At 65.4% G+C, this 25334-nt stretch carries 30 protein-coding genes; 16 read left to right on the top strand and 14 right to left on the bottom strand.

Features of this window, described 5'->3' with window-relative positions:
- Positions 1-16: 16 nt before the first annotated feature.
- Positions 17-592: a helix-turn-helix domain-containing protein gene (locus NUW51_RS05925; protein ID WP_265563673.1), complete on the bottom strand. Its 576-nt coding sequence runs from the start codon at positions 590-592 to the stop codon at positions 17-19.
- Between the two features lie 106 nt (positions 593-698).
- Between NUW51_RS05925 and NUW51_RS05920 the strand changes: the two genes are divergently transcribed.
- From NUW51_RS05920 to NUW51_RS05900, 5 genes are all read left to right on the top strand, one after another.
- Positions 699-1265, top strand: coding sequence for a DUF6456 domain-containing protein (locus NUW51_RS05920; protein WP_265563671.1), 567 nt, complete (start codon positions 699-701; stop codon positions 1263-1265).
- A gap of 169 nt (positions 1266-1434) precedes the next feature.
- Positions 1435-1779, top strand: a complete 345-nt coding sequence (locus NUW51_RS05915) for a UrcA family protein (RefSeq protein WP_265563669.1) — start codon at positions 1435-1437, stop codon at positions 1777-1779.
- 217 nt (positions 1780-1996) lie between these two features.
- The gene (locus tag NUW51_RS05910; protein WP_265563667.1) at positions 1997-2344 is read left to right on the top strand and encodes a UrcA family protein; all 348 of its coding nucleotides are present in this window, start codon (positions 1997-1999) and stop codon (positions 2342-2344) included.
- Between the two features lie 40 nt (positions 2345-2384).
- Positions 2385-2735: a UrcA family protein gene (locus NUW51_RS05905; RefSeq protein WP_265563664.1), complete on the top strand. Its 351-nt coding sequence runs from the start codon at positions 2385-2387 to the stop codon at positions 2733-2735.
- Between the two features lie 194 nt (positions 2736-2929).
- On the top strand, positions 2930-3724 hold the full coding sequence (locus NUW51_RS05900; RefSeq protein WP_265563661.1) for an AfsR/SARP family transcriptional regulator: 795 nt from the start codon (positions 2930-2932) through the stop codon (positions 3722-3724).
- 91 nt (positions 3725-3815) lie between these two features.
- Here NUW51_RS05900 and NUW51_RS05895 read toward each other — a convergent pair whose 3' ends face one another.
- The 4 genes from NUW51_RS05895 to rpsF form a co-directional block, all read right to left on the bottom strand.
- Entirely contained in the window at positions 3816-3983 is a 168-nt protein-coding gene (locus NUW51_RS05895) for a hypothetical protein (RefSeq protein ID WP_265563658.1), read from the bottom strand.
- Positions 3984-4125: 142 nt separating this feature from the next.
- Positions 4126-4806 carry a 50S ribosomal protein L9 gene (gene rplI, locus NUW51_RS05890; RefSeq protein ID WP_265563656.1) on the bottom strand — a complete coding sequence of 227 codons (681 nt, stop codon included), beginning with the start codon at positions 4804-4806 and terminating at the stop codon, positions 4126-4128.
- 11 nt (positions 4807-4817) lie between these two features.
- Complete coding sequence (rpsR, locus tag NUW51_RS05885; protein ID WP_265563654.1) at positions 4818-5042, bottom strand: 30S ribosomal protein S18; 225 nt, start codon at positions 5040-5042, stop codon at positions 4818-4820.
- Positions 5042-5401, bottom strand: a complete 360-nt coding sequence (gene rpsF, locus NUW51_RS05880; protein ID WP_265563653.1) for a 30S ribosomal protein S6 — start codon at positions 5399-5401, stop codon at positions 5042-5044. Before rpsF ends, rpsR begins: the two co-directional genes overlap by 1 nt.
- 246 nt (positions 5402-5647) lie before the next feature.
- On the opposite strand from rpsF, the gene NUW51_RS05875 reads away from it, so the two are divergent.
- Positions 5648-6412 carry an SDR family oxidoreductase gene (locus tag NUW51_RS05875; RefSeq protein WP_265563650.1) on the top strand — a complete coding sequence of 255 codons (765 nt, stop codon included), beginning with the start codon at positions 5648-5650 and terminating at the stop codon, positions 6410-6412.
- Positions 6413-6501: 89 nt separating this feature from the next.
- On the opposite strand, the gene NUW51_RS05870 is transcribed toward NUW51_RS05875, so the two are convergent.
- A complete protein-coding gene (locus NUW51_RS05870) occupies positions 6502-7098 on the bottom strand; it encodes an outer membrane beta-barrel protein (protein WP_265563647.1) in 597 nt (198 codons plus the stop codon).
- A 185-nt stretch (positions 7099-7283) separates the two neighbouring features.
- Between NUW51_RS05870 and fabD the strand changes: the two genes are divergently transcribed.
- Complete coding sequence (gene fabD, locus NUW51_RS05865; RefSeq protein ID WP_265563645.1) at positions 7284-8207, top strand: ACP S-malonyltransferase; 924 nt, start codon at positions 7284-7286, stop codon at positions 8205-8207.
- Positions 8207-8944 carry a 3-oxoacyl-[acyl-carrier-protein] reductase gene (fabG, locus tag NUW51_RS05860; RefSeq protein ID WP_265563643.1) on the top strand — a complete coding sequence of 246 codons (738 nt, stop codon included), beginning with the start codon at positions 8207-8209 and terminating at the stop codon, positions 8942-8944. Before fabD ends, fabG begins: the two co-directional genes overlap by 1 nt.
- 87 nt (positions 8945-9031) lie before the next feature.
- Here fabG and NUW51_RS05855 read toward each other — a convergent pair whose 3' ends face one another.
- Positions 9032-9586, bottom strand: a complete 555-nt coding sequence (locus NUW51_RS05855) for a hypothetical protein (protein WP_265563640.1) — start codon at positions 9584-9586, stop codon at positions 9032-9034.
- On the opposite strand from NUW51_RS05855, the gene dnaK reads away from it, so the two are divergent.
- From dnaK to NUW51_RS05840, 3 genes are all read left to right on the top strand, one after another.
- Positions 9573-11513: a molecular chaperone DnaK gene (gene dnaK / locus NUW51_RS05850; RefSeq protein ID WP_265563638.1), complete on the top strand. Its 1941-nt coding sequence runs from the start codon at positions 9573-9575 to the stop codon at positions 11511-11513. The two genes, NUW51_RS05855 and dnaK, sit on opposite strands and share 14 nt — an antisense overlap.
- 63 nt (positions 11514-11576) lie before the next feature.
- Positions 11577-12713 carry a molecular chaperone DnaJ gene (gene dnaJ, locus NUW51_RS05845; protein WP_265563634.1) on the top strand — a complete coding sequence of 379 codons (1137 nt, stop codon included), beginning with the start codon at positions 11577-11579 and terminating at the stop codon, positions 12711-12713.
- A 73-nt stretch (positions 12714-12786) separates the two neighbouring features.
- Complete coding sequence (locus NUW51_RS05840; protein ID WP_265563632.1) at positions 12787-13689, top strand: MBL fold metallo-hydrolase; 903 nt, start codon at positions 12787-12789, stop codon at positions 13687-13689.
- A gap of 12 nt (positions 13690-13701) precedes the next feature.
- On the opposite strand, the gene NUW51_RS05835 is transcribed toward NUW51_RS05840, so the two are convergent.
- The 5 genes from NUW51_RS05835 to NUW51_RS05815 form a co-directional block, all read right to left on the bottom strand.
- Entirely contained in the window at positions 13702-16305 is a 2604-nt protein-coding gene (locus tag NUW51_RS05835; RefSeq protein ID WP_265563631.1) for an HWE histidine kinase domain-containing protein, read from the bottom strand.
- Positions 16302-16838, bottom strand: coding sequence for a biliverdin-producing heme oxygenase (locus NUW51_RS05830; protein WP_265563629.1), 537 nt, complete (start codon positions 16836-16838; stop codon positions 16302-16304). Before NUW51_RS05830 ends, NUW51_RS05835 begins: the two co-directional genes overlap by 4 nt.
- The gene (purB, locus tag NUW51_RS05825) at positions 16835-18154 is read right to left on the bottom strand and encodes an adenylosuccinate lyase (protein ID WP_265563627.1); all 1320 of its coding nucleotides are present in this window, start codon (positions 18152-18154) and stop codon (positions 16835-16837) included. Before purB ends, NUW51_RS05830 begins: the two co-directional genes overlap by 4 nt.
- A gap of 66 nt (positions 18155-18220) precedes the next feature.
- Positions 18221-18907, bottom strand: a complete 687-nt coding sequence (gene radC, locus NUW51_RS05820) for a RadC family protein (RefSeq protein ID WP_265563625.1) — start codon at positions 18905-18907, stop codon at positions 18221-18223.
- Between the two features lie 92 nt (positions 18908-18999).
- Positions 19000-19794 carry a PdaC/SigV domain-containing protein gene (locus NUW51_RS05815; protein WP_265563623.1) on the bottom strand — a complete coding sequence of 265 codons (795 nt, stop codon included), beginning with the start codon at positions 19792-19794 and terminating at the stop codon, positions 19000-19002.
- Between the two features lie 192 nt (positions 19795-19986).
- Here NUW51_RS05815 and NUW51_RS05810 point away from each other — a divergent pair, with 192 nt between their 5' ends.
- The 5 genes from NUW51_RS05810 to NUW51_RS05790 are packed head-to-tail and all read left to right on the top strand — an operon-like array spanning position 19987 to position 22437.
- Complete coding sequence (locus NUW51_RS05810) at positions 19987-20325, top strand: AtpZ/AtpI family protein (protein WP_265563620.1); 339 nt, start codon at positions 19987-19989, stop codon at positions 20323-20325.
- 32 nt (positions 20326-20357) lie between these two features.
- The gene (locus tag NUW51_RS05805; RefSeq protein WP_265587938.1) at positions 20358-21113 is read left to right on the top strand and encodes a F0F1 ATP synthase subunit A; all 756 of its coding nucleotides are present in this window, start codon (positions 20358-20360) and stop codon (positions 21111-21113) included.
- Positions 21114-21144: 31 nt separating this feature from the next.
- Positions 21145-21372, top strand: a complete 228-nt coding sequence (locus NUW51_RS05800) for a F0F1 ATP synthase subunit C (RefSeq protein WP_085217225.1) — start codon at positions 21145-21147, stop codon at positions 21370-21372.
- 29 nt (positions 21373-21401) lie between these two features.
- Complete coding sequence (locus NUW51_RS05795) at positions 21402-21896, top strand: F0F1 ATP synthase subunit B family protein (protein ID WP_265563618.1); 495 nt, start codon at positions 21402-21404, stop codon at positions 21894-21896.
- Positions 21889-22437, top strand: a complete 549-nt coding sequence (locus tag NUW51_RS05790) for a F0F1 ATP synthase subunit B family protein (RefSeq protein WP_265563616.1) — start codon at positions 21889-21891, stop codon at positions 22435-22437. The genes NUW51_RS05795 and NUW51_RS05790 overlap by 8 nt, the downstream gene beginning before the upstream one ends.
- 303 nt (positions 22438-22740) lie before the next feature.
- Here NUW51_RS05790 and NUW51_RS05785 read toward each other — a convergent pair whose 3' ends face one another.
- Together NUW51_RS05785 and paaZ are read right to left on the bottom strand one after the other, a co-directional pair.
- Complete coding sequence (locus tag NUW51_RS05785; RefSeq protein ID WP_265563614.1) at positions 22741-23172, bottom strand: CBS domain-containing protein; 432 nt, start codon at positions 23170-23172, stop codon at positions 22741-22743.
- Positions 23173-23240: 68 nt separating this feature from the next.
- Entirely contained in the window at positions 23241-25262 is a 2022-nt protein-coding gene (gene paaZ / locus NUW51_RS05780) for a phenylacetic acid degradation bifunctional protein PaaZ (protein WP_265563612.1), read from the bottom strand.
- Positions 25263-25334: the final 72 nt, after the last annotated feature.

The raw sequence follows: 25334 nt of genomic DNA, 5'->3' as shown, positions 1-25334 counted from the left end.
GGCGGGGCGTAGACGCCTAGAGGCTACGCACCAGCGTTTCCGCGACGGCGATCCAGGCGGGGTCCTTGACCACCTGCTGGCGCGCGCCGGGGCCGGGGGGCAGGATCAACAATTGGCCACCCTCGCGGTGAATGAGGCGACCGTAGATGTACCGGCCTGCCGGGCGCGGTACGAGCGCGTCGCGGTTGAGCGCGCGGTCGAAGTCGGCAGGCTCGAGGTGACGGCACCAGATCATGTCGCCGGTGCGATAGTCGCCGATGCCGGCGGCGACGCGCACGCCGCTCAGGTCGGCCTCGGGCGCGGGCGGTAGTGCGATCGCCTTCTGGCGCGGTGCCTGCGCCTGGCCATTGCCATCGAGGATCGCGGCGACCTCGAGACTGGGGCGATCCTCGCCATCGCCATGGGCGACGAGGTCGGCGCTGTCGACGCCAAGCGCCGCGGCGATGCGATTGACCCAGCCGAGCGACAAGGTGCGGGTGCCGGTTTCGAGCCGACCGATGGTTTGTGCCGTGGTCGGCGGGCTGCAGGCTGCCGCGACGTCGGCGAGCGTCATGCCCTTGGCCTTGCGAACTTCCCGGATGCGCGACTGCATGGGCTTCCCTATCCTCTAAAACAAACCAAATCGGTTTTCTCTCTGTCCTACAGATGTGCCGACATGGCAAGTCCTTTCTGACGCGATTCGGACAGGAGGCGAACAGATGGTGGCACGACGAGGCAGCAGGAAGACGAGCAAGGCGGGCCCGGCGCGCCCCAGTGAGGCGGCGGCGTCAGGCGATGTCCGCTCGCTCGGTGGTGCGGGACGCCAGCTCGAGGAGGTCGGCATCGAGGGCGATGTCGTCGGCGGGCAGCCGCGACGGCGCAGCGTGACGGTCAACCGGCTCGAGAGCCCGCTTGGCTGGCTGCGCTCGCGCGGGCACGTCTCGGAGCGGCAATATGAGGCGGGCGAGCGGCTGCGGGACGATTATGAGCGCGCGCAACTGTCGGGGCGGGTGACGATGGCTTGGGACGCCTCGCCCGTCGCGCGCAGTCGGGGCGGCAGTGCGGGCGCACCCGACCGCTCGGCCAGCCAACTCGATGCCAAGCGTCGTTTCGACGAGGCGGTGGCCGCGGCAGGCAAGGGGCTGGGCGACATCCTGTGGCGCGTGGTGTGCGCGGGCGAGGGCATGCGCGACGCCGAGAGCGCCCTCGGCTGGCCGACCCGCGCGGGCAAGCTGGTCCTGGTCATGGCATTGGACCGGGTGGCGGATTTCTATCGCATTCGCTGATCGAGCAAGGGGCGGCGGGGGAGGCGTGCTGCATCGCAGCGTCAATTGTGCATCTGCGATGATTTTTGACGCCGGATTGATGGTGGGTCGATGCGGGCCCGACGGTGGCACCCTAGGCGGAAGTGCTGCTTCTCATGGGGGAAACGGCGCGAAACAAAGGGAGACGATCATGACCCGGACGATCATTTGCTGCATCGGCGCCATCGGCCTTGGCGGCGCCACGCTGGCCGCCGCACCCGCGGCGGCGGGGGAGCCCGACGCCTATGAGAAGCGCATCTATTTCGGTGACCTCGACGTCGAGACCGACCAGGGGCATCGCATATTGAAACTCCGCGTGTCGCGGGCGGCCCGTTCGCTCTGCCGGTCGAGCGGTCCCGTGGCCGTGGAAACCTGGCGCGCGGAAAAGGCCTGTCTCGAACAGACCCGCGCGCACGGCTTCGCACAGGCCGATGCGCTGCGCAACGCACCGCGCGGCTCGGTGATCGTCCAGAGCATCCTCATCAGCGCGCGCTGAACCGCGCGCAGGAGGGCCTCGATACAAGGGGCGGTGGGCCACGGCTCGCCGCCCCATTGTCGTCGCCCGCTGTGGGCTCGCAGGGGAGACGAATTTTTGACGTAAGTTTCATCGCCCCGCGACGATCGGGCGACGGCGCGCGGACGCATGGCTCCTATCGCTTTGCAGATCGACGCGGGACCGCCGCGTCGTACCGGACAGGAAAAGGGGAATAAGGATGAAACATCTGCTGATCGCATGTGGCGGGCTCGCGCTGGTCGCGGCACCGGCCGTGGCGGGCGACCCGATCGAGGTGATCGCCTCGGACGATGCCGTTGAGGCGCGTGTCTATCACGGTGACCTCGACCTTCAGAGCAAGGCCGGCAATGGCGCCTTGAAGGCGCGGGTGACCAACGCGGCACGCAAGCTGTGCCTCACCCCGGGCGTGCAGCCGCTCAACATCTGGCAGGATGAACGGAGCTGCTATTCGACCGCCAAGGCCGACGGCTTTGCGCAGGCGGACGCCTTCTACAATGCGCCGCGCGGGTCGGTCATCGTCCAGACGATGGTGATCAGCGGCCGCTAGCGGCGCCTACCGAGGGCGAGCGAGGACAAGGAGGATTGAGATGAAATATCTGATGACAGCCATCGCGGCCACGAGCCTCGTCGCCATGCCAGCGCTTGCAGGCGAACCCATCGAGGTCGTCGCCGACGCGCCCGAACCGCAGGCGATCGTCTATCATGGCGACCTCAACCTGATGAGCAGCGCCGGTTATGCCTCATTCAAGGGCCGGATCAAGGAAGCGGCACGGCAGATCTGTTTGCCGTACAATCCCGATCCGGTACGGATCTGGGTGCGTCAGACGGGCTGCTACAAAAGCGCGACCAAGGACGGGTTCGCACAGGCATCGGCGCTCCGCGATGCGGGCCTGCGCGGCGAAGTTGTCGTCGGGGCGATTACCATTACCGCTCGATAGTCCCGACGACGTCCGGCGGGCGGGAAGAGACCGCTCCTCTTCCCGCCTGCCGACCGTTTTTCAAGAACCCGCCGCCCGGCATGGCGGCGGGTTCTTTTTGCCGTGCAACATTGTTTAATTTATGTTAACCACAATGACCGTCCCAGTGTGTCGTGTGCGCGCGAGAGGCGCGCTGACGGAACAGGAGCTCGGCTGTGACGCCTTCGGCGACCCCAGGTGCCGATCGTACCCGCTGGCAGGTCAATCTGATCGGATCATTCCGTGTGATCGACCTGTCGAACGATCGCGACTGCACGCCGTCGAGCCGCAAGGCCTGCGGGCTGCTCGCCTATCTGGTCGGGCGCGGCGGGCGCGCAGTGCCGCGCGAGCGGCTTGCCGGATTGCTGTGGGGCCGCTCGGCCGATGAACAGGCCCGCGCGAGCTTGCGCCAGGCGCTGTGCGATGTACGCGCGGCAACGAGCCGGGAGGTGCCGCCGGTCGCGAGCGATCGCAACCATCTCTGGCTGGTCGCCGATCGTGTTCGCGGCGGCGGATTGCATCATGTCCGCGAAGAGGACGGCGATTGGCGTCCGTTCGAGGATCTCGACGGGCTCAGCCCCGACTATGACGACTGGCTGGCGATGGAGCGCGGGCGCATCACCGAAATGGTGGTGGCCGAGACCGCGACCTGGGTGAAGCGCAGCCTCGCGCACGGGATGGGGGCCAAGCTGGTCCCGCTCATCCGGCGCTTGCAGCGGATCGATCCCTTGAACGAGGATTTCGTCGAATATGCGATGCTCGCCGAATATCAGGCCGGCCATGTCGGCGGGGTTCGCCAGCGCTATCTCGAATTTGCCGAACGGGTTAAAAACGAACTGGGCGTCGAGCCGACAAAGGGCATGACCGCGCTCGAGGAACAGCTGATCGACCGGCTGACGCACGACCAGCCGGGCGGCGATGGCGCGGCGAGGATGATCATGCCAGGACCACCCGGCGGGATGCCCAACTGACCACGACGCGCGTGCCGGGGGCGGCGCAAAGAAAAGGGGCCGGGGCGCATCGCTGCACCCCGGCCCCTTGTCCGCGGGTCGATGATCGACTCTATTCTTCTTCGTCAGCGGCGAGGCCGGCGCGGGGGCCGCCCTGTCCCGACTTCTGATAGGTCGGCGCGTCGAAATTCTCGGTGGTCATCGCGTCGATGCGATCGGCATCCGACAGCGCGGCAGCGCGCTCGTTGGACAGGCGTTCCTTGTCTTTTTCATTGCTCATGCTCTGGGCTCCTTTCCCCTTGTCAACGAGGAGCGGCGCAGGGGCGTTCCGACGCAGGGGCGGGGCGGCAAAAGAAAAGGGCCGCCCGGTTGCCCGGACGGCCCTTGTTTCTCGTGCCCGAAGGACGAAAAGCGTGAAGCGCTTACTCTTCTTCGCTCTTGTCTTCGTCGGCAGCCTCCTCGGCTTCCGGGGCAGCGGCTTCGGCGGTGTCGCCTTCGGCTGCTTCGATTGAACCGTCTTCGGCGACGACCTGACCCGGTTCGAGGGCGCCTTCGTCCTCGCTGTCGGGTTCGAGCGCGTTGCCGGCCAGTTCGGCCTGTTCGTCTTCATACATCTGCTGGATGATGTCGACGCCCTGCGCCTGCAGTTCGGCCTCTTCGGGCGAACGGGCGACATTGGCCTTGACGGTCACGCTGACTTCCGGGTGGAGCGTCACGGTGACGTCGTGCATGCCGATGGTCTTGATCGGGCGCAGGAGCTGGACCTGGCTCTTCTCGACCTTGTGGCCTTCTTCCTCGAGGCCGGCGACCATGTCACGGGTCGAGACCGAACCGTAGAGCTGGCCGGTGTTCGAGGCCTGGCGGATGAGCACGACGGTGGTGCCGTCGATCTTCTTGGCTTCGGCCGAGGCGACGTCGCGCTTCTCGGCGTTTTCCTTTTCGATCTTCTCGCGGTTGGCTTCGAAGACGGCCTTGTTCGCGGCATTGGCGCGAAGGGCCTTCTTGTTGGGAAGCAGGAAGTTGCGCGCATAACCGTTCTTGACGGTCACGACGTCGCCGATGCCGCCGAGCTTCTCGACGCGTTCAAGCAGGATCACGTCCATGATGGTTCTCCTTACTTAACGACGTAGGGCAGCAGGCCGATGTGACGCGCACGCTTGATCGCCTTGGCGAGTTCGCGCTGCTTCTTGGCCGACACTGCGGTGATGCGGGAGGGGACGATCTTGCCACGCTCGGAGATGAAACCCGAGAGCAGGCGCGTGTCCTTGTAATCGATGACGGGCGCGTCATTGCCCGAGAAGGGGCAGGACTTGCGACGGCGGAAGAACGGACGGGCCATTAGTTGCGCTCCTTCTTGCCGCGACGGGTGTCGCGCTCGTTCTTGCGCAGCTGGACGGACGGGCCGTCTTCATGCGCGTCGACGCGGATGGTCATGTAGCGAACCACGTCTTCGTTGATGCGGGTCTGGCGTTCCAGCTCTTCGACCGCCGCGGGGGGCGTGTCGAGCCGCAGCATCACGAAATGCGCCTTGCGGTTCTTCTGGATCTTGTAGGCGAGGCTCTTGAGGCCCCAGTTTTCGGTCTCGACGACCTTGCCGCCATTGTCGGCGATGATCTTCCCGGCGTCTTCCGTCAGGGTGTCGACCTGTGCTTGCGCAAGGTCCTGACGCGCGAGGAAGATATGCTCGTAAAGAGCCATATCAATTCTCTCATGTTGGCCGATCGCTGATGGCCGCACCATGCGTACCACCCCTCCGGCTGTCTTCTGCATTCATGCCAGCCGGGCAGGGGGAATCGCTTCCGCCTGCAGGGCTTGCGGGGGCGCCTATGACGGGAATGGTCCGAAAATGCAAGCGCTTGGTCGCATGGCTGAGGGAAGGGCGGAACGGGGACAAGACAGGACGGGTTGCGTTTGCGAACCCTTTCACATCAACGGAGAATTTCCATGGCCAATCGCTTCGACGGCAAGCGCATCCTCATCACCGGCGGCACCAATGGCATCGGGCTGGCGACCGCCAAGCGGATCGTCGCGGAAGGCGGCGAGGTGGCGGTCACCGGCACGAGCCAGGAACATCTCGACCAAGCCGGGCGCGAGCTTCCCGATGCGAGCCTCGTTCTTCGAAACGACGCGTCCGATCCGGAAGCGGCGAAAGAGCTGGCCGAAAAGGTCGACAAGATGGGCGGATTGGATGGTTTGTTCCTCAACGCGGGCTTTGGCGCGCAGACCCCGATCGACGGTACCGACAAGGAAATGTTCGAAAAGATGGTGCACGTGAACAACCTCGGGCCGGTGCTGCAGATGACACAGCTTTCGGGCAAGCTGAACGACGGGGCGGGCGTGCTGCTGACCTCGTCGGTGGCGCCTTATACGGGGATGCCGGGCGGGGCGGTCTATGCCGCGACCAAGGCGGCGATGAACGCCTTTTCCAAGAGCTGGGCGCGCGAACTCGGGCCGCGCGGTATCCGCGTCAATTCGATCGCGCCGGGGCCGATCGATACCGGCTTCCTCGATGTCTATTCGGACAAGTCGGGGGGGATGAGCGACGAGGAAAAGCAGGAGATGGCCGAGCGCATCAAGAAATCGACGATCCTCGGACGCTTCGGCAATAGCGATGAAGTGGCGGCGGTCGCGGCCTTCCTGCTGTCGGACGATGCGGCCTATGTGACGGCCAGCGAATATTTCGTCGACGGCGGCATGACCACGCATTGATCGCGCGGCGCCCAGGGCGCGGCGACAAAAAAGGGGCCGGGCGGCGCGATGCCACCCGGCCCCTTCTTCTTGTCCCGAAAGTCGGTGCCTTAGAAGGCGAAGCCGACGCCGGTGGTCAGGCGGATGGTGTCGAACTCGATGGTGTCGAGGTTCGCGCGCACGAAGGCGCCGCCGCCGAGACCGAAGTCGCCGCCGATGCCGACGAGATAGCCATGGCCGACGTCGCTGCCGTCGAGGGCGTCGTCGCCGAGGTCGATCAGCTCTTCACGCTCGGCGGGGGTGAGCGCGAGGTCGTCGGCGACATCGTTGAAGATGTCGTTGGTGTCGAGGTCGACCCACTGATAGCCACCGCGCAGGTAGACCTTGCCGCCGCCGACGCGGGTGCCGATCAGGCCGCTGAAGCCATATTCGCTGTCGATGCTGTTGTTGCCGAGGTTGAAGTTGCCTTCGAGGCCGAGGACCATATTGCCTTCGGTCGGCAGGGTCACGCCGGCAAAGGCGCCGTAGGTGATGCCGTCGATGTCGGTGGTGGCGTCGAGACCGATCTCGTTGAAGTCGATCTCGTCGATCTGGTGGTAGCCGAGGCTGGCGCCGACATAGACTTCGGTGTCGCTGCTCTGGGCGGCGGCCGGGGTGGCGGCAAGCGCGGCGGCCGCAGCGGCGGTGGCAAACATGATCTTCTTCATTTAATTCAGTCCTTTAACTACGCAAAAACGGCCCGGCGTTGGGTGCCGGACCGCATCAATTCCCCCTGTTGAGCCGGTCCAATGGTCCAAAGCGAGCGAAGTTCCAAGCGGAATTTTCGGCGCGCGGCGGTCTTGCGCCGTGTCGCGGCGCCTTCTAGGCGAGGCGGCAACAGGGAGGACATTCGATGTACGCTTTCATCTTTCCCGGACAGGGTAGCCAGAAGGTCGGCATGGGCGTGGAACTGGCGCAGGCCAGCACCGCCGCGCGCGACACCTTCGCCGAGGTCGACGAGGCGCTGTCGCAGCGATTGTTCGCGTTGATGGCCGAAGGGCCGGCCGACGATCTCACCATGACCGCCAATGCCCAGCCCGCGATCATGGCGCATTCGATCGCCGTGCTGCGGGCCAGCGGGATCGACCTTGCCGACAAGGCGGCGTTCGTGGCCGGCCACAGCCTCGGCGAATATTCGGCGCTGTGCGGCGCGGGCAGCTTCGGGCTGGCCGAGACGGCCAAGCTCTTGCGTATTCGCGGCAATGCCATGCAGGAAGCGGTGCCGGTCGGCGTCGGCGCGATGGCGGCGCTGCTCGGGGTCGATATCGCCAAGGCACAGGAGATCGCCGAGGCCTGCGCCGAGGGGCAGGTGTGCGAGGTCGCCAATGATAACGATCCGGGCCAGGTGGTGCTGTCGGGCCATGCCGATGCGATCGCACGAGTGGTCGAGCGCGCCAAGGAAATGGGTGCCAAGCGGGCGATCCTGCTGCCCGTTTCGGCGCCCTTCCATTGTTCGCTGATGCGCCCCGCAGGCGACCGCATGGCGGTGGCGCTGTCCGAGCATAAGCCGGTCGCGCCGTCGGTGCCGTTGGTGGCGAACGTGACCGCTGAAGCCTCCTCGGAAGCGCCGGCAATCCTCAGCCAGCTGGTCGAGCAGGTGACGGGCCGGGTGCGCTGGCGCGAGAGCGTGGCCTATATGGCCGAACAGGGCGTGACCCATTTCGTCGAGGTGGGCGGCAAGGTCGTCGCCCCCATGGTCAAGAAGATCGTGCCCGATGCACAGGCGACGAGCCTGGTGACGATGGCCGACCTCGAAGCGTTTGCGAAGGAAATCTAATGTTCTCACTCGAAGGAAAAACCGCGCTGCTGACGGGCGCTTCCGGTGGTCTGGGCTCGGCGATCGCCAAGGCGCTGCGCGCGCAGGGCGCGCGGATCGCGCTGTCGGGGTCGAACGAGGCCAAGCTGCAGGCATTCGCCGATGAACTGGGCGGCGATCATGTCGCGCTGCTGTGCAACCTGTCCGATGCGGATGCGGTCGACGGGCTGGTGCCTGCCGCCGTGGAGAAGCTCGGCAAGCTCGACATCCTCGTCAACAATGCCGGCATCACGCGCGACAATCTGGCGATGCGGATGAAGGATGACGAGTGGAACGACGTCATCAAGGTCAACCTCGAGGCGGCCTTCCGACTGATGCGCGCGGCGGTGAAGCCGATGATGCGCGCGCGCGGCGGGCGGATCGTCAACATCAGCTCGGTGGTCGGCCAGACGGGCAATCCCGGGCAAATGAATTATGTCGCCGCCAAGGCGGGTCTTGTCGGCATGTCGAAGAGCCTCGCGCAGGAAGTGGCGAGCCGGAATATCACGGTGAATTGCGTGGCGCCGGGCTTCATGACCTCGGCCATGACCGATGCATTGGACGACAAGCAGAAGGAAACGATCCTGTCGAAGATCCCGATGGGCAAGATGGGCTCGGGCGACGATATCGGCGCAGCGGTCGCCTATCTCGCCAGCGACGAGGCCGGCTATATGACCGGCCAGACGCTGCACGTGAACGGCGGGATGGCGATGGTCTGAGCCTCGAGAGCCGAGGCGACGCGGACGGCCTGCGCGCCTTGGCGCGACAGGATCGACGGGGTCGGGGCGCCCCGACCCCATCTGGCGTCAGAAGATCGAATTGAACCCGGCGGCGTGAAGCTGCGCCATCGATGCGGTGCGGCCCGCGACGATGGTGGGATCCTGCAATTGCGTGATGCGCTGCGCGTGGATACGGCCTTCGGCATCGATCGCGGGATCGAACGTCACCTTGCAATTGCGGGTCAGGTGATCGAGCCCCGAGGCATCGAGGTCGCGCGGTTCGACGCGCATCTCGCTGCCATCCGCGCAGGTGATGACCCCGCAGCGGTGGGTGTCGTTATACGCGGTGACTGTTCCTTGTTGGGCCATGGTGACCGTCTCCTCTTTCAAGCGTTGAAGAACGATCGGCTGGCGGGGTGATGAAACGAACGTCCAGTCGAGCCGCCGATATAGCACAAAGCCCGTAGCGGTGCATTCCGGTTGGTCGAAAAATGCTGTCGTTTCAACGACCTGCGCCGTCAAAAAAGCGTCATCCCTTGTCAGCGTGAAAGCCCTCCCTATATCGCGATCGAACCATTTTTCGACAACGCCCCACGGGGAAACGGGGCGCATCAGAGAGGGAAACTGAATGTCCAAAGTCATCGGCATCGACCTTGGTACCACCAACAGCTGCGTCGCCGTCATGGAAGGCGGCAAGCCCAAGGTTATCGAAAATTCGGAAGGCGCGCGTACGACCCCGTCGATCGTCGCCTTCACCAAGGATGGCGAACGCCTCGTCGGTCAGCCGGCCAAGCGCCAGGCGGTCACCAACCCCGACAATACCGTGTTCGCGGTCAAGCGCCTCATCGGGCGTCGCTACGACGATCCCATCACCAAGAAGGACACCGAGCTCGTCCCCTATGACATCGTCAAGGGATCGAACGGTGACGCCTGGGTCAAGGCGGGCGGCAAGGACTTCTCGCCCTCGCAGATCTCGGCCTTCATCCTCCAAAAGATGAAGGAAACCGCCGAAGCCTATCTTGGCGAGACGGTCACGCAGGCGGTCATCACCGTGCCGGCCTATTTCAACGACGCCCAGCGCCAGGCGACCAAGGACGCCGGCCAGATCGCGGGCCTCGAGGTGCTGCGCATCATCAACGAGCCGACTGCTGCGGCATTGGGCTATGGCATCGACAAGCAGGAAGGTAACAAGACCATCGCGGTCTACGACCTTGGCGGCGGCACCTTCGACATCTCGATCCTCGAGCTTGGCGACGGCGTCTTCGAGGTGAAGTCCACGAACGGCGACACCTTCCTCGGTGGTGAGGACTTCGACGCCGCGATCGTCGAATATCTTGCTGACCAGTTCAACAAGAAGGAAAATATCGACCTTCGCAAGGACCGCCTCGCGCTGCAGCGCCTCAAGGAAGCGGCCGAGAAGGCGAAGATCGAATTGTCCTCGGCGCAGACGACCGAGGTCAACCAGCCCTTCATCACCGCGCGCATGGAAGGCGGCGCCTCGACCCCGCTGCACCTTGTCGAGACGATCACCCGCGCCGATCTCGAGAAGCTCGTCGGCGACCTCATCAAGCGCACCCTCGAGCCGTGCAAGAAGGCGCTGAAGGATGCGGGCGTCGACGCCAGCGCGATCGACGAGGTCGTGATGGTCGGCGGCATGACCCGCATGCCCAAGGTGCGCGAGACGGTCGAACAGTTCTTCGGCAAGAAGCCGCACACCGGCGTCAATCCCGATGAAGTCGTCGCCATGGGCGCGGCGATCCAGGCGGGCGTCCTCCAGGGCGACGTCAAGGACGTGCTGCTTCTGGACGTCACCCCGCTGTCGCTCGGGATCGAGACGCTGGGCGGTGTCTTCACCCGGATGATCGATCGCAACACGACGATCCCGACGAAGAAGAGCCAGACCTTCTCGACCGCCGACGATAACCAGAATGCGGTGACGATCCGCGTCTTCCAGGGTGAGCGCGAAATGGCGGCCGACAACAAGATGCTCGGCCAGTTCGACCTCGTCGGCATTCCCGCCGCGCCGCGCGGCGTGCCCCAGATCGAGGTAACTTTCGACATCGACGCCAACGGCATCGTCAACGTGTCGGCCAAGGACAAGGGCACCGGCAAGGAACAGCAGATCCGCATCCAGGCATCGGGCGGTCTGTCCGACAGCGACATCGAGAAGATGGTGCAGGAAGCCGAGCAGTTCGCCGAGGACGACAAGAAGCGCAAGGAAGTGGCCGAGGTCCGCAACCAGGCCGACAGCCTCGTCCACACGACCGAGAAGCAGCTCGAGGAGCATGGCGACAAGGTCGACGAAGCGACCAAGGCGGAAATCCAGGCCAAGCTGACCGAACTCAAGGACGCGCTTGGCGGCGATGACGCCGAGGCGATCAAGTCGAAGTCGGAAGCGCTGGCGCAGGAAGCCATGAAGCTCGGCCAGGCGATCTACCAGGCCGAACAGGCGCAGGGCGCCGAAGCGCAGGCTGGCGATACCGGCAGCGCCGATGCGGGTTCGGGCGACGACGAGGATGTCGTCGACGCCGAATTCAGCGAAGTCGACGAAGACGAAAAGGCCAATTAAGGCCATGCGGGCGCCGTTCTCTTATCCGAGGACGGCGCCTTTGCAAGTCCGGGGTGGGACCGATTGATGGCCGATACCGACTATTACGACCTTCTGGGGGTCGAGCGCGGCGCCGATGCCGGCGAGATCAAGCGCGCCTATCGCAAGGCGGCGATGGACTGCCATCCCGACCGCCACAATGGCTGCAGCGACAAGGAGCAGCGCTTCAAACAGATCAACGAGGCCTATGACGTCCTCAAGGATCCGCAGAAGCGCGCCGCCTACGACCGCTTCGGCAAGGCCGCCTTCGAGGGCGGTGGGCCGGGCGGAGGCAATCCGTTTGGCGGCGGCGGCGCGGGCGCCGATTTCTCCGATATCTTCTCCTCGATCTTCGGCGAGATGGCGGGCGCGGCCGGGCGCGGTCGCGCGCGGCCTTCGCCGGGACGCGGCGCGGATTTGCGCTACGATCTCGACCTGACACTCGAGGAAGCCTTCGCGGGCACCGAGAAGACGATCACCATCGAGGCGATGGCGCCGTGCGTGCCGTGCGAGGGCAATGGCTCGGCCGGGACCTCGAAGCCGGTGACGTGCGAGACCTGCGGCGGTGCGGGCAAGGTGCGCGCCCAGCAGGGCTTCTTCCTCGTCGAGCGCGGCTGCGCGGCGTGCAACGGGACGGGGCAGATGGTCGCCGATCCGTGCACCCACTGCAACGGCGAAGGGCGCATGCTCAAGAAGCGCAAGCTGTCGGTCGATATCCCGGCGGGCGTGGACGAGGGCAATCGCATCCGCGTGGCCGGCGAGGGCGAGGCGGGCGTGCGGGGCGCGCCGGGCGGCGATCTCTACCTGTTCGTGCATATGGCGCGGCATCCCATTTTCGCACGCGACGGTTCGGCGCTGGTCGCCGAGGTGCCGGTCAGCTTCACCACGGCGGCCCTGGGCGGCGAGGTCGAGGTGCCCGGCGTCGATGGCAATGCGGTTGCCTTCAAGATCAAGCCCGGCATCCAGTCGGGCGAAGTGCTGCAAAAGCGCGGGGCTGGCATGACGGTTGTGAACCAGACGGGTCGCGGCGACATGATCGCGCGGGTCCATGTCGAGACACCGGTCAAGCTGTCGAAGAAACAGAAGGAATTGCTCGAGGAGTTCCGCGCCACCGAGACGGGCGACGAATGTCCGGCGACCAAGGGCTTCTTCGGTCGTATCAAGGAAATGTTCGAGGGCTAGGCCCAAGGGAGAGGCTGGCGGAACCGCGTGCGATCGGCTGTTGTTGGGGTGAGGTAACAACAGGGGACCATCCATGCGTTTTCCGCTTCTCGCCGGTCTGATGGCCGCCACCATGCTCGCCGCGCCCGCTGCCGCGCAGAACAATGACATCACCAGCCAGTGCCTCAGCGAGGCGCTGTGCGTGCTGTTCGGGCCGGGCGGCAATGTGGCGCTGCACCGGGGCGAGGAAGGGCTCGTCCTGATCGACGACAAATATGACCGCACCGGCGACGCCTTGGTGGCGGCGATCGAGGGGCTGAGCGATGCGCCGCTGAGCTTTGTCGTCAACACCCATTATCATGGCGACCATAGTGGCGCGAACGAGCGGATGCGGATGGCGGGCGGCCATGTGGTCGCGCATCGCAACGCGCGCACCCGCATCGCGCAGGAAGTGGCCGAGGCCGCCGACGCGGGCGAGGCGAGCGCGGAGGAATGGATGCGCATCCCCGTCGTCACCTTCGACAGCGAGATGGACATGCATCTGAACGGCGAGCGCATCCGGGTGCAGCACGTCCATCATGCGCACACCGACGGCGACAGCATCGTCTGGTTCGAAGATCAGAAGGTGGTCCACATGGGGGACACCTATTTCAAGGATGCGACCTGGCCGTTCATCGACCTTGGCGCGGGCGGATCGATCGACGGCGTGATCGCGGCGGTGCGCGGCGCGCTCGATGCCATCGACGGCGACTGGACGGTGATCCCCGGCCATGGGCCGATCGCGACCCATGCGGACCTGCATGAATATCATGACATGCTGGTGGCGATCCGCGATGGGGTGGCGGAAGGGATTGCGGCGGGCGAGACGCTCGACACGGTCCAGGCGCGCGGGCTGACCGCCCCCTATGCGGTCGAAGAAGGCTTCATCAGCGCATCGAAGTTCATCGAGGCGGTGTACAAGAGCCTCAAGGGCGAGACCGACTATAGCCCGCGCTGAGGCGGGGGCGGATCAGCCCTCGCCGCGGAAATATTCGTCTAGGCGGCGGCTGACCGTGCCGATCGTATAGGGCTTTTGCAGGACGACGCGCTGGCGATGCTGCTCGGGCAGCGAGGCCTGTTCGCCATAGCCGGTGGCGAAAACGAAGGGCACGTCGTGATCGTCGAGCACGTCGGCAATGCGGAAGCTGTTGGTGTCGCCAAGGTTGATGTCGAGCACCGCGAAGTCGGGCTTGAGATGGTCGATCGCGGCGATGGCGCCCTCGACGCTGGCCTCGGTCGTGACCCGCGCCGCGCCTAGACGGGTGAGGATGTCCTCGGCGTCCAAGGCAATGATGAGGCTGTCCTCGACGAGCAGGATATTCTTGGCTTCGAGCAGCCGTTCGTTGGCGCCTTCCTTGGTATTGACCTGATGGCGCTGGGGCGCGGGCTGGGGCGTATCGCTGGTGGCGAAGCGACCCTCGCTGCCGCTGCGCAGCGTGAGATGGCGCGGCGGGATGATGAAGGAGGCTTTCAACCCCTCGGGACGATAGTCCATCCGCGCCTTGCCGCCGAGATCGTAGGGCACCGAGCGTTCGATGATGGTGGTGCCGAAACCCTTGCGAGTCGGCTCGGAGACCGGCGGGCCATCGCGCTCGGTCCAGTGGATGTGGAGATGCTCGGTCGCGTCCACGTGCCAGTCGACGTGGACGCTGCCCGAATCCGACAAGGAGCCATATTTGGCGCTGTTGGTGACCAGTTCGTGGATGACGAGCGCCATGGTCGAATAGGCCTGCGGATTGAGGAGGATGCCGGGACCGTCGGTCGAGACGCGGTCCTTCTGTTCGACGAGGAAGGCGGCGACCTCGGCGTCGATCAGCTGCTGGAACTGCGCCGGGCCCCAATGATCCTCGGTGATCTGGTTGTGGGCGCGGGCGAGGGCATGGATGCGCCCGTCGACCATCGCCACGAAATCCTCGATCGGGGTGCCGTCGCTGGGCTTGGACTGGCGGATGAGGCCGCGGATCAGCGACAGAATGTTGCGCACGCGGTGGTTAAGTTCGGCGATCAGCAATTCCTGCCGGTCGTTGGCCGCCTGACGTTCCTGGCTCGCCTCGTCGGACAGGCGCAGCACGACCTCGATGAGGGTGGCGCGAAGCTGTTCGGCGATGCGTTTTTCGGTCTCGGTAAAGGGTCGGGACTTGCCCTCGACCAGTTCCTTCCACTCTTCAAAGCTTTCGCGCGGGTGGAGGCGGGTGCCGTTGGGACCATAGCTGGCGGGCTTTTGCGGGTTGCCCGCCCAGCGGACCGAGCGGATGCGTTCCTCGCGGAACAGGACGACATAGTCGCGCGGGGTGCGGCTGATCGGGATGGCGAGCATGCCGGCGGCCTTGTCGGCAAAGGCATCGGCACCGTCGACGACGCTGGCGATACGGTCGGTGGCGAAGACCCGGCCCGCCGCAGTGCCGTTCAAGGAGCGGACGATGCGGGCGAACTGTGCGGTGTCGGGGGTGGAGCCGGCAAAGGCGTAATTGCCGTTGATCCACACGCCGACGCCATCGGCGGGGACGACCCCGGTGATGATGTCGGAGAACCATTGCGGATCGCGCAGCAGCGATTCATCGGTGGCGATTGCGCCCAGGAGTTGGTCCGACATGTCGCGGGCCTGACGCTCGAGCGCCATCAGTTCCTGTCGTTCGCGCGATTCCACGCGCATGGCGAAAAGCTGACCGAACAGCTCGGCGACCGAGCGGCGTTCGAAGCCGGGCGCGCGGGGGCTGTAATGATGGGCCACGATCATGCCCCACAGCTTGCCCTCGGTGATGATCGACAGGGTGAGAGTGGCCTGCACCCCCATATTCTTGAGATATTCGATGTGTATCGGACTGACCGCGCGCAGCACCGAAAGGGAGAGGTCGATCGGATTGCCATCGAGATCCTGCGCCGGCAGGATGCGCACGGGCTCGGCGTCGACATCGGTGATGACGCGCATCAGCGAGCGCAGATAGAGTTCGCGCGCCTGCTTGGGGATGTCGCTGGCGGGGTAGTTCAATCCGAGGAAGGTGCCGATGCCCGACTTGGCGGCCTCGGCGACGACCTCGCCCGACCCGTCGCGATCGAATTTGTAGATCATGACGCGGTCATAGCCGGTGAACGCGCGGACCTGGCGGGCGCCTTCGCGCAGGAAACCCTTCATGTCGGGGGCGCTGTCGAGGCGGCCGACCATCGAGCGGACCATGCCGCTGGCATCGCCATATTCCTTTTCGCGCGTTAGCTCGGCTTCCAGCACGATCATGCCCTGCGACATGTGCAGCGCGACGTCGTAGGTTTTCTCGTCTCCCTCGTTCAATTGGAGACGGAAGAGGCGTTCGAGCGCATCCTCGCCGCGCAGCAGCGCGAGGCGATTGCGCAGCGCATGGATCGCCTCGCCCGAGAGGAATTCCTGCGCGCGCTGGCCGAGGGGTTCGTCTCGCACCGGGAGGAAGTCGGACAGGTTCGCCGAATAGCGCATGATCTGCCAGTCGAGCGAGAAAGCGACGAGGAATCCGATCGGCTGGATGCCGCCCAGGAGATGAATGGGCTCGCGGTCGCAATTGGTCAGGTCGACGGGACCTTCGAAGTCTTCAGCCTTGGTCATTCATTCCCCACATACGCATCGGCAGCGCGCGCGAAGGCCTCGAACGCCAGGATGGCGGCCCGCTCTGCCACGGCACGGTCAACGGGTGATGCCAGATTTTGTTCAAGAAGCGCAACGAATTCCGGCCAGCGGGTAGGCGAGGCGTGCGCGAGAAAGGCGGTCGGCGTGCCGGGTGGCAGACCGCGGCGGATGACCTCGCCGCCGAGCCGCGAGCCCTCGAGGACGTATAGGGTGCCGAGGATGTCGGGGATGGTGATGACCGGAGCGATCGCGACCGGCGGGGGCAGGTCGTGGCCCAGTGCATCGAGGTCGGCGAGCAGCGCGGGGCCGCGGCGATGCGCGGGCCAGTCGGGAAGGATGGTCGCGGCGCCGGCATGGTCGAGCGCGGACTCATAGGGGAGGAGCGCGGCGGCCTGCGCGAGGAGGAAGCGGGCGTAATCCTCCGGCCTCGTCAGGTCGAGCGTGGAGAAGAGGTCGTCGAGCGCCTCGTGCCGCGCATCGGTCGCGGCCTTCAATGAGGCACGGACGTTCAAGTGCCGAACACGCGGCCGAAAATGGTGTCGACGCGGGCGAGATGATGGTCGAGGTCGAACAGGCCTTCGAGTTCCTCGTCGGTCATCTTGGCGGTGACCTGATCGTCCTGCTTGAGGAGATCGAGCAGCTTTAGTTGGCCATCGGATTCCCACACGCGCATCGCGTTCTTCTGGACGATGGCATAGCTGTCCTCGCGCGATAGGCCCTTCTGGGTGAGGGCGAGGAGGACGCGCTGTGAATGGATGAGCCCGCCCATGCGGTCGAGATTCTTCTGCATCCGCTCGGGGTAGACGATGAGCTTGTCCATGACGCCGTTGAGGCGGGCGAGCGCGAAGTCGAGGGTGATGCAGGCGTCGGGGCCGATGAAGCGCTCGACCGAGCTGTGGCTGATGTCGCGCTCGTGCCAGAGGGCGACATTCTCGAGCGCGGGCAGCGCATAGGCGCGGACCATGCGGGCAAGGCCGGTGAGGTTTTCGGTCAGCACGGGGTTGCGCTTGTGCGGCATGGCCGACGAGCCCTTCTGGCCGGGCGAGAAATATTCCTCGGCCTCGAGCACTTCGGTGCGCTGGAGGTGGCGGATCTCGACCGCGAGACGCTCGACCGACGAGGCGATGACCGCCAGCGTGGCGAAATATTCGGCGTGGCGATCGCGCGGGATGACCTGCGTCGAGACGGGTTCGGGCTTGAGGCCGAGTTCCTTGGCGACATGCTCCTCGATGCGCGGGTCGATATTGGCGAAGGTGCCGACCGCGCCCGAGATGGCGCAGGTGGCGATCTCCTCGCGGGCGCTCTTCAGGCGGGCGAGGCCGCGGTCGAATTCGGCGTAGGCCTGCGCGAGCTTCAAGCCGAAGCTGGTGGGTTCGGCGTGGATGCCGTGGCTGCGGCCCATGGTCGGGGTCGTCTTATGCTCGTATGCGCGGCGCTTGAGCGTTTCCAGCAGCGTTTCCATGCCCTTGATGAGCAGGTCGGCCGACTGGGTGAGCTGGACCGCGAGGCTGGTGTCGAGCACGTCCGAGCTGGTCATGCCCTGGTGGAGCCAGCGGCGTTCGGGGCCGAGCTTCTCGCCCGCCCAGGTCAGGAAGGCGATGACGTCATGCTTGGTGACCGCCTCGATGGCGTCGATGGCGGGGACGTCGATCTCGCCCAGCACATTGTCGTCATAGGCGCGGCGGATGGTCCTGGCATCGTCAACATCGATCATGCCGATCTGCCCCATCGCCTCGGCGGCGAATACCTCGATCGCCCACCAGATGCGATAGCGGTTCTCGGTGTCCCAGATGGCGGTCATCTCGGGGCGGGCGTAGCGGGGGACCATGGGGAAGCTCCGAAAGCGGTTCGTTTCGGCGGCGACTAGCAGGGCGAGGAGGGGGTTACAACCGGACTAAAGGTGCCCTTGGCTGCGCAGGCTTAGTGGTTCGTGCATCGCACCGACGATGACATGGTCGTGGAGGAGGATCTTGAGCGGGCGCGCGGCCTCGGCGATCTCGCGCGTCAGGCGAATGTCGGCGCGGCTGGGGGTGGGGTCGCCCGAGGGGTGGTTGTGGACGAGGATGAGCGCGCTGGCGTGAAGTGCGAGCGCACGGGCGAGCACTTCGCGCACATGAACCGCGCTTTCATCGACCGTGCCCTCGAACAGGCATTCGTTGGCGATGAGGCGATTCTTGGTGTCGAGGAAGAGGCAACGCACCTCCTCGGTGCCGCGCCAGGCCATCTTGGCATGGAGATAGTCGGTCACCGCCTGCCAACTCGACAGGAGGTCGCGGCCTTCGGCGCGTTTTTCGAGGAGGCGGCGCGCGGTGGCTTGCGCGATCTTGAGCGCGCCGATCTGCGGGTCGGTCAGCCCTTCGGCGCGCAACGTGCCGACATCGGCCTCAAGCAATTCGGCATAGCCGCCGGCTTGCTTGAGGAGGCGCTTGGCGAGCGCCTTGGTGTCGCCGCGGCGATTGGCGAGGGTGAGAAGATATTCGACCAGCTCGTGATCGAGCAGCGCGGTTTCACCCTCCTCGAGGAAGCGCTGGCGCAGCCGCGCGCGGTGGCCGGCGGCATCGAGCGGGGCGAGGTCGTTCATGAAAGGCAGGCCGAACGGTGCATGGGCGGTTGGCTCCACGAGGATTCGGCAAGGGGTAGGCTAGCGGGGCGGGGCGCTTCCGCCAAGGCTCGTTACGACGCCGTCTCGAAATCGGCGAGGAAGGCCGCATCAAGCTGGTCGAGGATCGCGTCGTCGACGGGCAGGTCGATGTCGTAGCCGCCCTCGGCATAGGGGCCGGCGGCATATGGGGCGGCGGTGATGACGAAGCGTTCGAAGCGACCATTGCCGTCGCGGTCGGTGGGGACCACGGAGACGCCGTCGAGGGGCGGGCAATCGTTGAAGCCGTCGATCACCTCGCCGCGCCGTTCGAGACGCTGGGCATCGAGGTCGGTGCAGAAACGCTGCGACAGGGCGGCGGTGAGCGCCTCGTTGCCGCCGAACAGGTGGGCGACCGGGATCGGCGCATCGGCATCGCGGTCCCACAACAGTTCGGTCGCGTTCCAGTTTGGATGCGCGCCGCCCATATAGGCGCTGTAGACGCCGTCGAGGCTGAGGAGGCGCTCGCTCTGGCCCGCGGCGGTCCAGGTCATCGCTGACTGAAAGCCGTTGAAGGGGCGCTTCATCTCGGCGAACATGGCGGCTTCCTCGGCCGCCATTTCGCGTAGCGTGGCGAGCCGCTCGGGCGCTTCCTTGCGGAAGCGGGCATCGAGCGCCGGGATGGCGGCGGCCTCGGCGGGCCACGACATCTCGAAGTCGACCATATTGTCCTTCTCGGCGATCTTTACCGCCTTGGGCGTGTCGGCGATGGCAGGCGGCGCGGGCGGGTCGGCCGTGGTCGCTGCTGGCGGGGGGCTCGAGGTCTGTTGCTGCTGGCAGGCGGCAAGGCCGAGGGCGACGGGTAGGGCGGCGAGAGGGGCAAAGCGCATCGACATCGTCCGAGTTAAGAGTGCGGGGATCGAACGGACAAGCGCAAAAAGGCGGCGAACCGTTCCCGCTGGCGGTTGACACTCCGGGCCTCGCTTCATAAAGGGGCGGCGCCTCTGGCGGGCTCGTTCGAAGCCCCGGGCCGTCGTGCCAGTTTCGCTTCCGAAGCTGGCACTTGGTTTACGGGAGAAAGCATGGCCGAGAACGGATCCGACAGGCAGGTGCCCGAAACCCCCGAGGACGTGCGGATCGATTCGCTTGAAGAGCGACTACGAGCCGCACAGGAACGGGAGGCGGAGCGGACCGGCGCCAATCGCCCCGCGCGCGACACGTCAGAAGCGCAAGGGGGACGCGTCCTGTCCTACCTCCTCGGTGGCCTGTTCGGCGGTGCCCTCATGGGCTGGACGGTGGACCGTCTGGCCGGCACGGGGGGCGCGGCTCTGGTGATCGGCCTGATCCTCGGGATCATCGGCGGGTTCTGGAGCATCGTGAGAATTTCCACCGGGCGCGTGCCCGGCGACAAGAGCGAGTGAGCACAGTGGCAGAAGGCGGCAAGATCGATCCGATGCACCAGTTCGAGGTGCAGCCCCTCTTCGGGCAGGGTTGGGAAATCGCGGGATATCAAATCCCCTTCACCAACTCGGCGGCGTGGATGGCGCTGACGCTGGTCGTGCTCGGCCTGTTCATGCTCGGCGGCATGCGCCGCGAGCTCGTGCCCGGCCGCTGGCAGATGGCGGTCGAGGGCTTTACTGGCTTCATCACCTCGATGATCGACACGAACATCGGCAAGGAGGGGCGCAAGTTCGTGCCCTATGTCTTTAGCCTGTTCATGTTCATCCTGTTCGCCAACCTCCTCGGCCTGCTGCCGACGGCAGCGGCGGGACTCCATGCCTTTACCGTGACCAGCCACATCACCATCACCGGGGTGCTCGCCATCGTGAGCTTCCTTCTCGTGCTGGTGGTCGGTTTCTGGCGTCACAAGCTCCATTTCTTCAGCCTGTTCGTGCCGCACGGCACGCCGACCGTGATGGTCCCGCTCATCTTCCTGATCGAGCTGTTCAGCTTCATGTTCCGCCCGATCAGCCTCGGCCTTCGTCTCTTCGTCGCCATGACCGCGGGGCATATCCTGCTCAAGGTGCTGGCGGGCTTCGTCATCAACGGGACTGCCGGCGGCATCATGACGCTCGCGATCGTCTCGGTGCCCAGCTTCATCCTGATGATCGGCATCTCGATGCTCGAGATCCTCGTCGCCGGTATCCAGGCCTATGTTTTCGCCCTGCTCACGTCGCTGTATCTCAACGACGCGATCAACCTTCACTAATCCCAGAATTTTCAACACAGGAGTTTTTAAAATGGACGCAGAAGCCGCAAAGCTGCTCGGTGCCGGTCTCGCCGCGATTGGCGTTGGTATGGCCGCCCTTGGCGTTGGTAACGTCTTCGGCTCGTTCCTCGAGAGCGCGCTGCGCAACCCGGCCGCCGCTGACGGCCAGCAGGGTCGCCTGTTCATCGGCTTCGCCGCTGCCGAACTTCTCGGCCTGCTGGCGTTCGTCGTCGCGATGATCCTGCTCTTCGTCGCGTAACAACACTTTAGCTTCCAAGGGGTCGGCACATGCCGCAACTTGCACAGATTGCTGAAATCTATGCCTCGCAGCTGTTCTGGCTGACGGTCTTCTTCGGCGCCATCCTGGTCTTCATCGGCTATGGCATGGTGCCCAAGATCCAGAAGACGGTCGACCTGCGCGACGACAAGATCGCAGCCGACCTCAAGGAAGCCGAAGCCGCGCAAAAGGCGGCGGACGGTCTCGAGGAAGGCTATCGCGCTGACCTCGATGCCGCCCGCGCCGACGCGGCCAAATTCAACGCCAACGCCAAGGAAGCCGCCGCCGAGCGGACCGAAAAGGCGCTGGCGAAGGCCGACAAGGGCATCGACGCGACGCTGGCCGAGGCGGCCGCCGAACTCGATGCGCAGCGCACCGCCGCGCGGGCCGAGCTGGAGGCGCTGGCCGCCGAAGCGACGCAGGCGATGGTGCTGAAAGTTGCCGGTCTCAAGGTCGACAAGCGCACCGCCACCAGCGCGGTGAAGAAGGAATTGGCCAATGGCTAACCTGCCTGGCGACGCCGTGATCGACGTGCCGGTCGCGACCCACGAGGACGCGCCTGCCCAATACGGCTATTTCGAAGATGGCGCCGTTTGGGTGGCCTTCGCCATGCTCGCGGTCATCGCGCTGATGCTGTGGAAGAAGGTGCCTGCCGCAATCGGCAAGTCACTCGACGCCAAGATCGAGGCGATCAAGGCGCAGCTCGACGAGGCCAAGCAGTTGCGCGCCGAAGCCGGAGCGCTCCGGTCCGAATATGAGGCCAAGGCGAAAGCGGCCAAGAAGGACGCCGACGCGATCCGCGCCCGCGCCGAGGAAGACGCTAGCGCGCTGGTCGCCAAGGCCGAGGCCGACGCCAAGGACATGGTCAAGCGCAAGCAGGCGATGGCTGAAGCGAAGATCGCTGCCGAGCAGCGTGCCGCGGTTGCCGAGCTGAAAGCGCTCGCCGCCAACGCCGCGCGCGATGCATCGGCCAAGATCATCGCCGCCAAGGCGGACGAGGCGACCGACGCCAAGCTGATCGACGAGGCGATCACAAAGCTCGGCTAAGCGCGGGTTGGCGGACAAGACAATGAGGGGCTCGGGAGCGAAAGGCTTTCGGGCCCCTTTGTCGCGTTGGGAGACGTGTCCCTATCATCCGTCATCCCAGCGAAGGCTGAAATCCATGTCGGCGCGTCGCTCGGGCGCTCGGATGAAGGCGCGATGTCATGGGCCCCAGCCTTCGCTGGGGCGACGGATAAGGAAAAACTCGCGCCGCCACCATGACGAAAGAGGCGCGGATGGCCATGGCCATCCGCGCCCCTGTCATCCTTCCGCACGGCGGCGGAAGAAACTCTCTCTCGTTATGTCGTACTACGACTGCTGGTGCAGTTCGCCGCGTTCGCTGACGCCTTCCAGCGCGATATCTTCGGCATCGCCATCGGTCTGACGGGCGATGTCGCCGAGGCTCACCATGCCGACGAGCTTGTCGTTCTCGTCGATCACCGGCAGGCGACGGACCTGACATTCGCTCATCTTGAGGGCGGCAGTGTCGACGTCGTCGCTCGAGCGAATCCACACGGGGTCCTTGCTCATGAGTTCGGAGACCGAACAATCGGGGTCCTTGCCTTCGGCGATGCCGCGCACGGCAACGTCGCGGTCGGTGATCATCCCGACGAGCTTGTCGCCATCGCAGACGGGAATCGAGCCGGTATCTTCATTGAGCATGAAGCTCGCGGCCTTCTTCACCGATTCCGAGGGCGACACCGTCTTGATGTCCTTGGTCATGACTTGATCGATCTGCATGGTCGTACTCCCACTTTTCTGTCTAAATTCAACAGACTAACGGGAGAAAATCGCCGATCGTTCCGGGCCTAGGGCGTGTTTTCGGTGAGGAGTGTGTAGGTCGCGACGAGCTCTTCGTCCTGGTTGAAGATCTCGACCGCCCACTTCACGACCCCGGTCTCTTCCGACTTGATCGACTTGGACTTCACCGTGAGTTCGACGCGCATGCTGTCGCCCGGATAGAGCGGGGTGAGGAACTTCAGATCCTCTATGCCGGTGTTGGCGAGGACGGGGCCGGGCTCGGGGTCGACGAACAGGCCGGCGGCGAAGCTGAGGATCAGATAGCCGTGGGCGACGCGGCCCTCGAAGATCGGCGAGGCCTTGGCGGCTTCCTCGTCCATATGGGCGTAGAAGGTGTCGCCGGTGAAGCGGGCGAAGCGTTCGATGTCCTCGATGTTCACCTGACGGCTCTTGGAAAAGAAGGTCTGGCCCAATTCCATCTCGCTCATCTTGAGGCGGAAGGGGTGGACGGGGCTCTCGTGCTTGGGCGCGCCCGCGACATATTGGCCGCTGATCGCCGCGATCATCGAAGGGGTCGATTGGATGGCGGTGCGCTGCATATAATGATGCAGGCCGCGCACGCCGCCCATTTCCTCCGAACCGCCGGCGCGGCCAGGGCCGCCATGGACGAGGACGGGGAGGGGACTGCCGTGACCGGTCGAAAGCTTGGCATTGTCGCGGTTGAGGACGAGCATGCGGCCGTGAAAGGCGGCGGCACCGCGGATGAAGGTGGCGGCGGCGGTGGGATCATGGCTGAACATCGACAAGGCGAGGCTGCCCATGCCGCGATTGGCGAGCGCGATGGCGTCGTCCACGTCCTTGTAGGGCATGATGGTGGCGACGGGGCCGAAGGCCTCGACGTCATGCACTGCATCGGCGCTCCACGGATCGTCGGCGCGCAGGAGGCAGGGGGTGATGAAGGCGCCGCCCTCGGTGCCGACATTGGCATCGGGGTCGCCGCACACGACGCGCGCGCCGCCCTCCACCAGTTCGGCGATCTTGGCGCGGACGTCGTCGCGCTGGCTGCACGAGACGAGGGCGCCCAGCTGGGTCTCTTTCTCGCGCGGGTCGCCGATGGTGAGCGCGGAAAGTTTCTCGGTCATCGCCTTCTCGACCGCGTCGAGCTGCGCGGCGGGGACGATCGCGCGGCGAATCGCGGTGCACTTCTGCCCCGCCTTGACCGTCATTTCGCGCACGACCTCGTCGATAAACATCGCGAATTCGGGGCTGCCCTCCGTGGCGTCGGGGCCGAGGACGGAGGCGTTGAGGCTGTCTTGTTCGGCGACGAAGGTGACGCTCTCGCGCAGCACAGTCGGATGGTTCTTGAGCTTGTTCGCCGTCTGCGCCGAGCCGGTGAAGCTGACGACGTCCTGGCCGGTGAGATGGTCGAACAGGTCGCCGACCCCGCCGACGATCAGCTGGACCGCGCCTTCGGGCAGTACGCCCGTCTCGATCAGGATGCGAAAGGCGGCTTCGGCGAGATAGGCGGTCGCGGTGGCGGGCTTCACGATGCAGGGCATGCCCGCGAGCAGCGTCGGCGCGACCTTCTCGAGCATCCCCCAGACGGGGAAATTGAAGGCGTTGATGTGGACCGCCGCACCCTGTTTGGGCGTCATGATATGCTGGCCGACGAAGCCCGGTTCCTTGGCGAGCGGCTCTTGTTCGCCGTCGAGGAGGACATGGGCGTCGGGCAGCTTCTTGCGCCCGGTGGAGGAGTAGCTCAGCAACGTGAGCGCGCCGCCGTCGATGTCGATCCAGCCATCCTTGCGCGTGGCGCCCGAATGCGGATTGAGCGCGTACAGCTCTTCCTTTCGCTCCATGATGGCGAGACCCAGCGTCTTCAGCATCCAGGCGCGTTCGTGAAAGGTCATGGCGCGCAGCGCGGGGCCGCCGACGGTGCGGGCGTGGGCGAGCATGGCGGCGAAATCGAGGCCGTCCGAACCGGTCGCGGCGATGGGGCTGCCGTCGATGGCGCTGGGGATGGCGCGAAGATCGCCCTGGCCCCGCGTCCATTCGTCACGGGCGTAATTCATCAGTTCGGCGGTCTTCATGGGGTCACTCTCTCCTGACGCGGGTCCGGCGCCCCTCGTAGCGGGGGGCGGGGGCAAGGGGCAACCGATGTT

The organism is Sphingomicrobium arenosum, from assembly GCF_026157085.1.
Classification (GTDB): domain Bacteria; phylum Pseudomonadota; class Alphaproteobacteria; order Sphingomonadales; family Sphingomonadaceae; genus Sphingomicrobium; species Sphingomicrobium arenosum.
Note: the sequence above shows the minus strand (reverse complement) of the source record. Positions and strands in the feature narration are given on the sequence as shown.

Coding starts and splice junctions, on each gene's coding strand:
- NUW51_RS05915 (WP_265563669.1), top strand. CDS start 1,435: ATGACCCGGACGATCATTTGCTGCATCGGCGCCATCGGCCTTGGCGGC.
- NUW51_RS05875 (WP_265563650.1), top strand. CDS start 5,648: ATGGCCAATCGCTTCGACGGCAAGCGCATCCTCATCACCGGCGGCACC.
- NUW51_RS05785 (WP_265563614.1), bottom strand. CDS start 23,172: ATGCAGATCGATCAAGTCATGACCAAGGACATCAAGACGGTGTCGCCC.
- NUW51_RS05895 (WP_265563658.1), bottom strand. CDS start 3,983: ATGAGCAATGAAAAAGACAAGGAACGCCTGTCCAACGAGCGCGCTGCC.
- NUW51_RS05795 (WP_265563618.1), top strand. CDS start 21,402: ATGCCGCAACTTGCACAGATTGCTGAAATCTATGCCTCGCAGCTGTTC.
- NUW51_RS05910 (WP_265563667.1), top strand. CDS start 1,997: ATGAAACATCTGCTGATCGCATGTGGCGGGCTCGCGCTGGTCGCGGCA.
- NUW51_RS05810 (WP_265563620.1), top strand. CDS start 19,987: ATGGCCGAGAACGGATCCGACAGGCAGGTGCCCGAAACCCCCGAGGAC.
- NUW51_RS05920 (WP_265563671.1), top strand. CDS start 699: ATGGTGGCACGACGAGGCAGCAGGAAGACGAGCAAGGCGGGCCCGGCG.
- NUW51_RS05905 (WP_265563664.1), top strand. CDS start 2,385: ATGAAATATCTGATGACAGCCATCGCGGCCACGAGCCTCGTCGCCATG.
- radC (WP_265563625.1), bottom strand. CDS start 18,907: ATGAACGACCTCGCCCCGCTCGATGCCGCCGGCCACCGCGCGCGGCTG.
- NUW51_RS05925 (WP_265563673.1), bottom strand. CDS start 592: ATGCAGTCGCGCATCCGGGAAGTTCGCAAGGCCAAGGGCATGACGCTC.
- fabD (WP_265563645.1), top strand. CDS start 7,284: ATGTACGCTTTCATCTTTCCCGGACAGGGTAGCCAGAAGGTCGGCATG.
- fabG (WP_265563643.1), top strand. CDS start 8,207: ATGTTCTCACTCGAAGGAAAAACCGCGCTGCTGACGGGCGCTTCCGGT.
- NUW51_RS05870 (WP_265563647.1), bottom strand. CDS start 7,098: ATGAAGAAGATCATGTTTGCCACCGCCGCTGCGGCCGCCGCGCTTGCC.
- paaZ (WP_265563612.1), bottom strand. CDS start 25,262: ATGAAGACCGCCGAACTGATGAATTACGCCCGTGACGAATGGACGCGG.
- dnaK (WP_265563638.1), top strand. CDS start 9,573: ATGTCCAAAGTCATCGGCATCGACCTTGGTACCACCAACAGCTGCGTC.
- NUW51_RS05800 (WP_085217225.1), top strand. CDS start 21,145: ATGGACGCAGAAGCCGCAAAGCTGCTCGGTGCCGGTCTCGCCGCGATT.
- purB (WP_265563627.1), bottom strand. CDS start 18,154: ATGGTCCCCCGCTACGCCCGCCCCGAGATGACCGCCATCTGGGACACC.
- NUW51_RS05815 (WP_265563623.1), bottom strand. CDS start 19,794: ATGCGCTTTGCCCCTCTCGCCGCCCTACCCGTCGCCCTCGGCCTTGCC.
- rpsR (WP_265563654.1), bottom strand. CDS start 5,042: ATGGCCCGTCCGTTCTTCCGCCGTCGCAAGTCCTGCCCCTTCTCGGGC.
- rpsF (WP_265563653.1), bottom strand. CDS start 5,401: ATGGCTCTTTACGAGCATATCTTCCTCGCGCGTCAGGACCTTGCGCAA.
- NUW51_RS05855 (WP_265563640.1), bottom strand. CDS start 9,586: ATGACTTTGGACATTCAGTTTCCCTCTCTGATGCGCCCCGTTTCCCCG.
- rplI (WP_265563656.1), bottom strand. CDS start 4,806: ATGGACGTGATCCTGCTTGAACGCGTCGAGAAGCTCGGCGGCATCGGC.
- NUW51_RS05805 (WP_265587938.1), top strand. CDS start 20,358: ATGCACCAGTTCGAGGTGCAGCCCCTCTTCGGGCAGGGTTGGGAAATC.
- NUW51_RS05840 (WP_265563632.1), top strand. CDS start 12,787: ATGCGTTTTCCGCTTCTCGCCGGTCTGATGGCCGCCACCATGCTCGCC.
- NUW51_RS05835 (WP_265563631.1), bottom strand. CDS start 16,305: ATGACCAAGGCTGAAGACTTCGAAGGTCCCGTCGACCTGACCAATTGC.
- NUW51_RS05790 (WP_265563616.1), top strand. CDS start 21,889: ATGGCTAACCTGCCTGGCGACGCCGTGATCGACGTGCCGGTCGCGACC.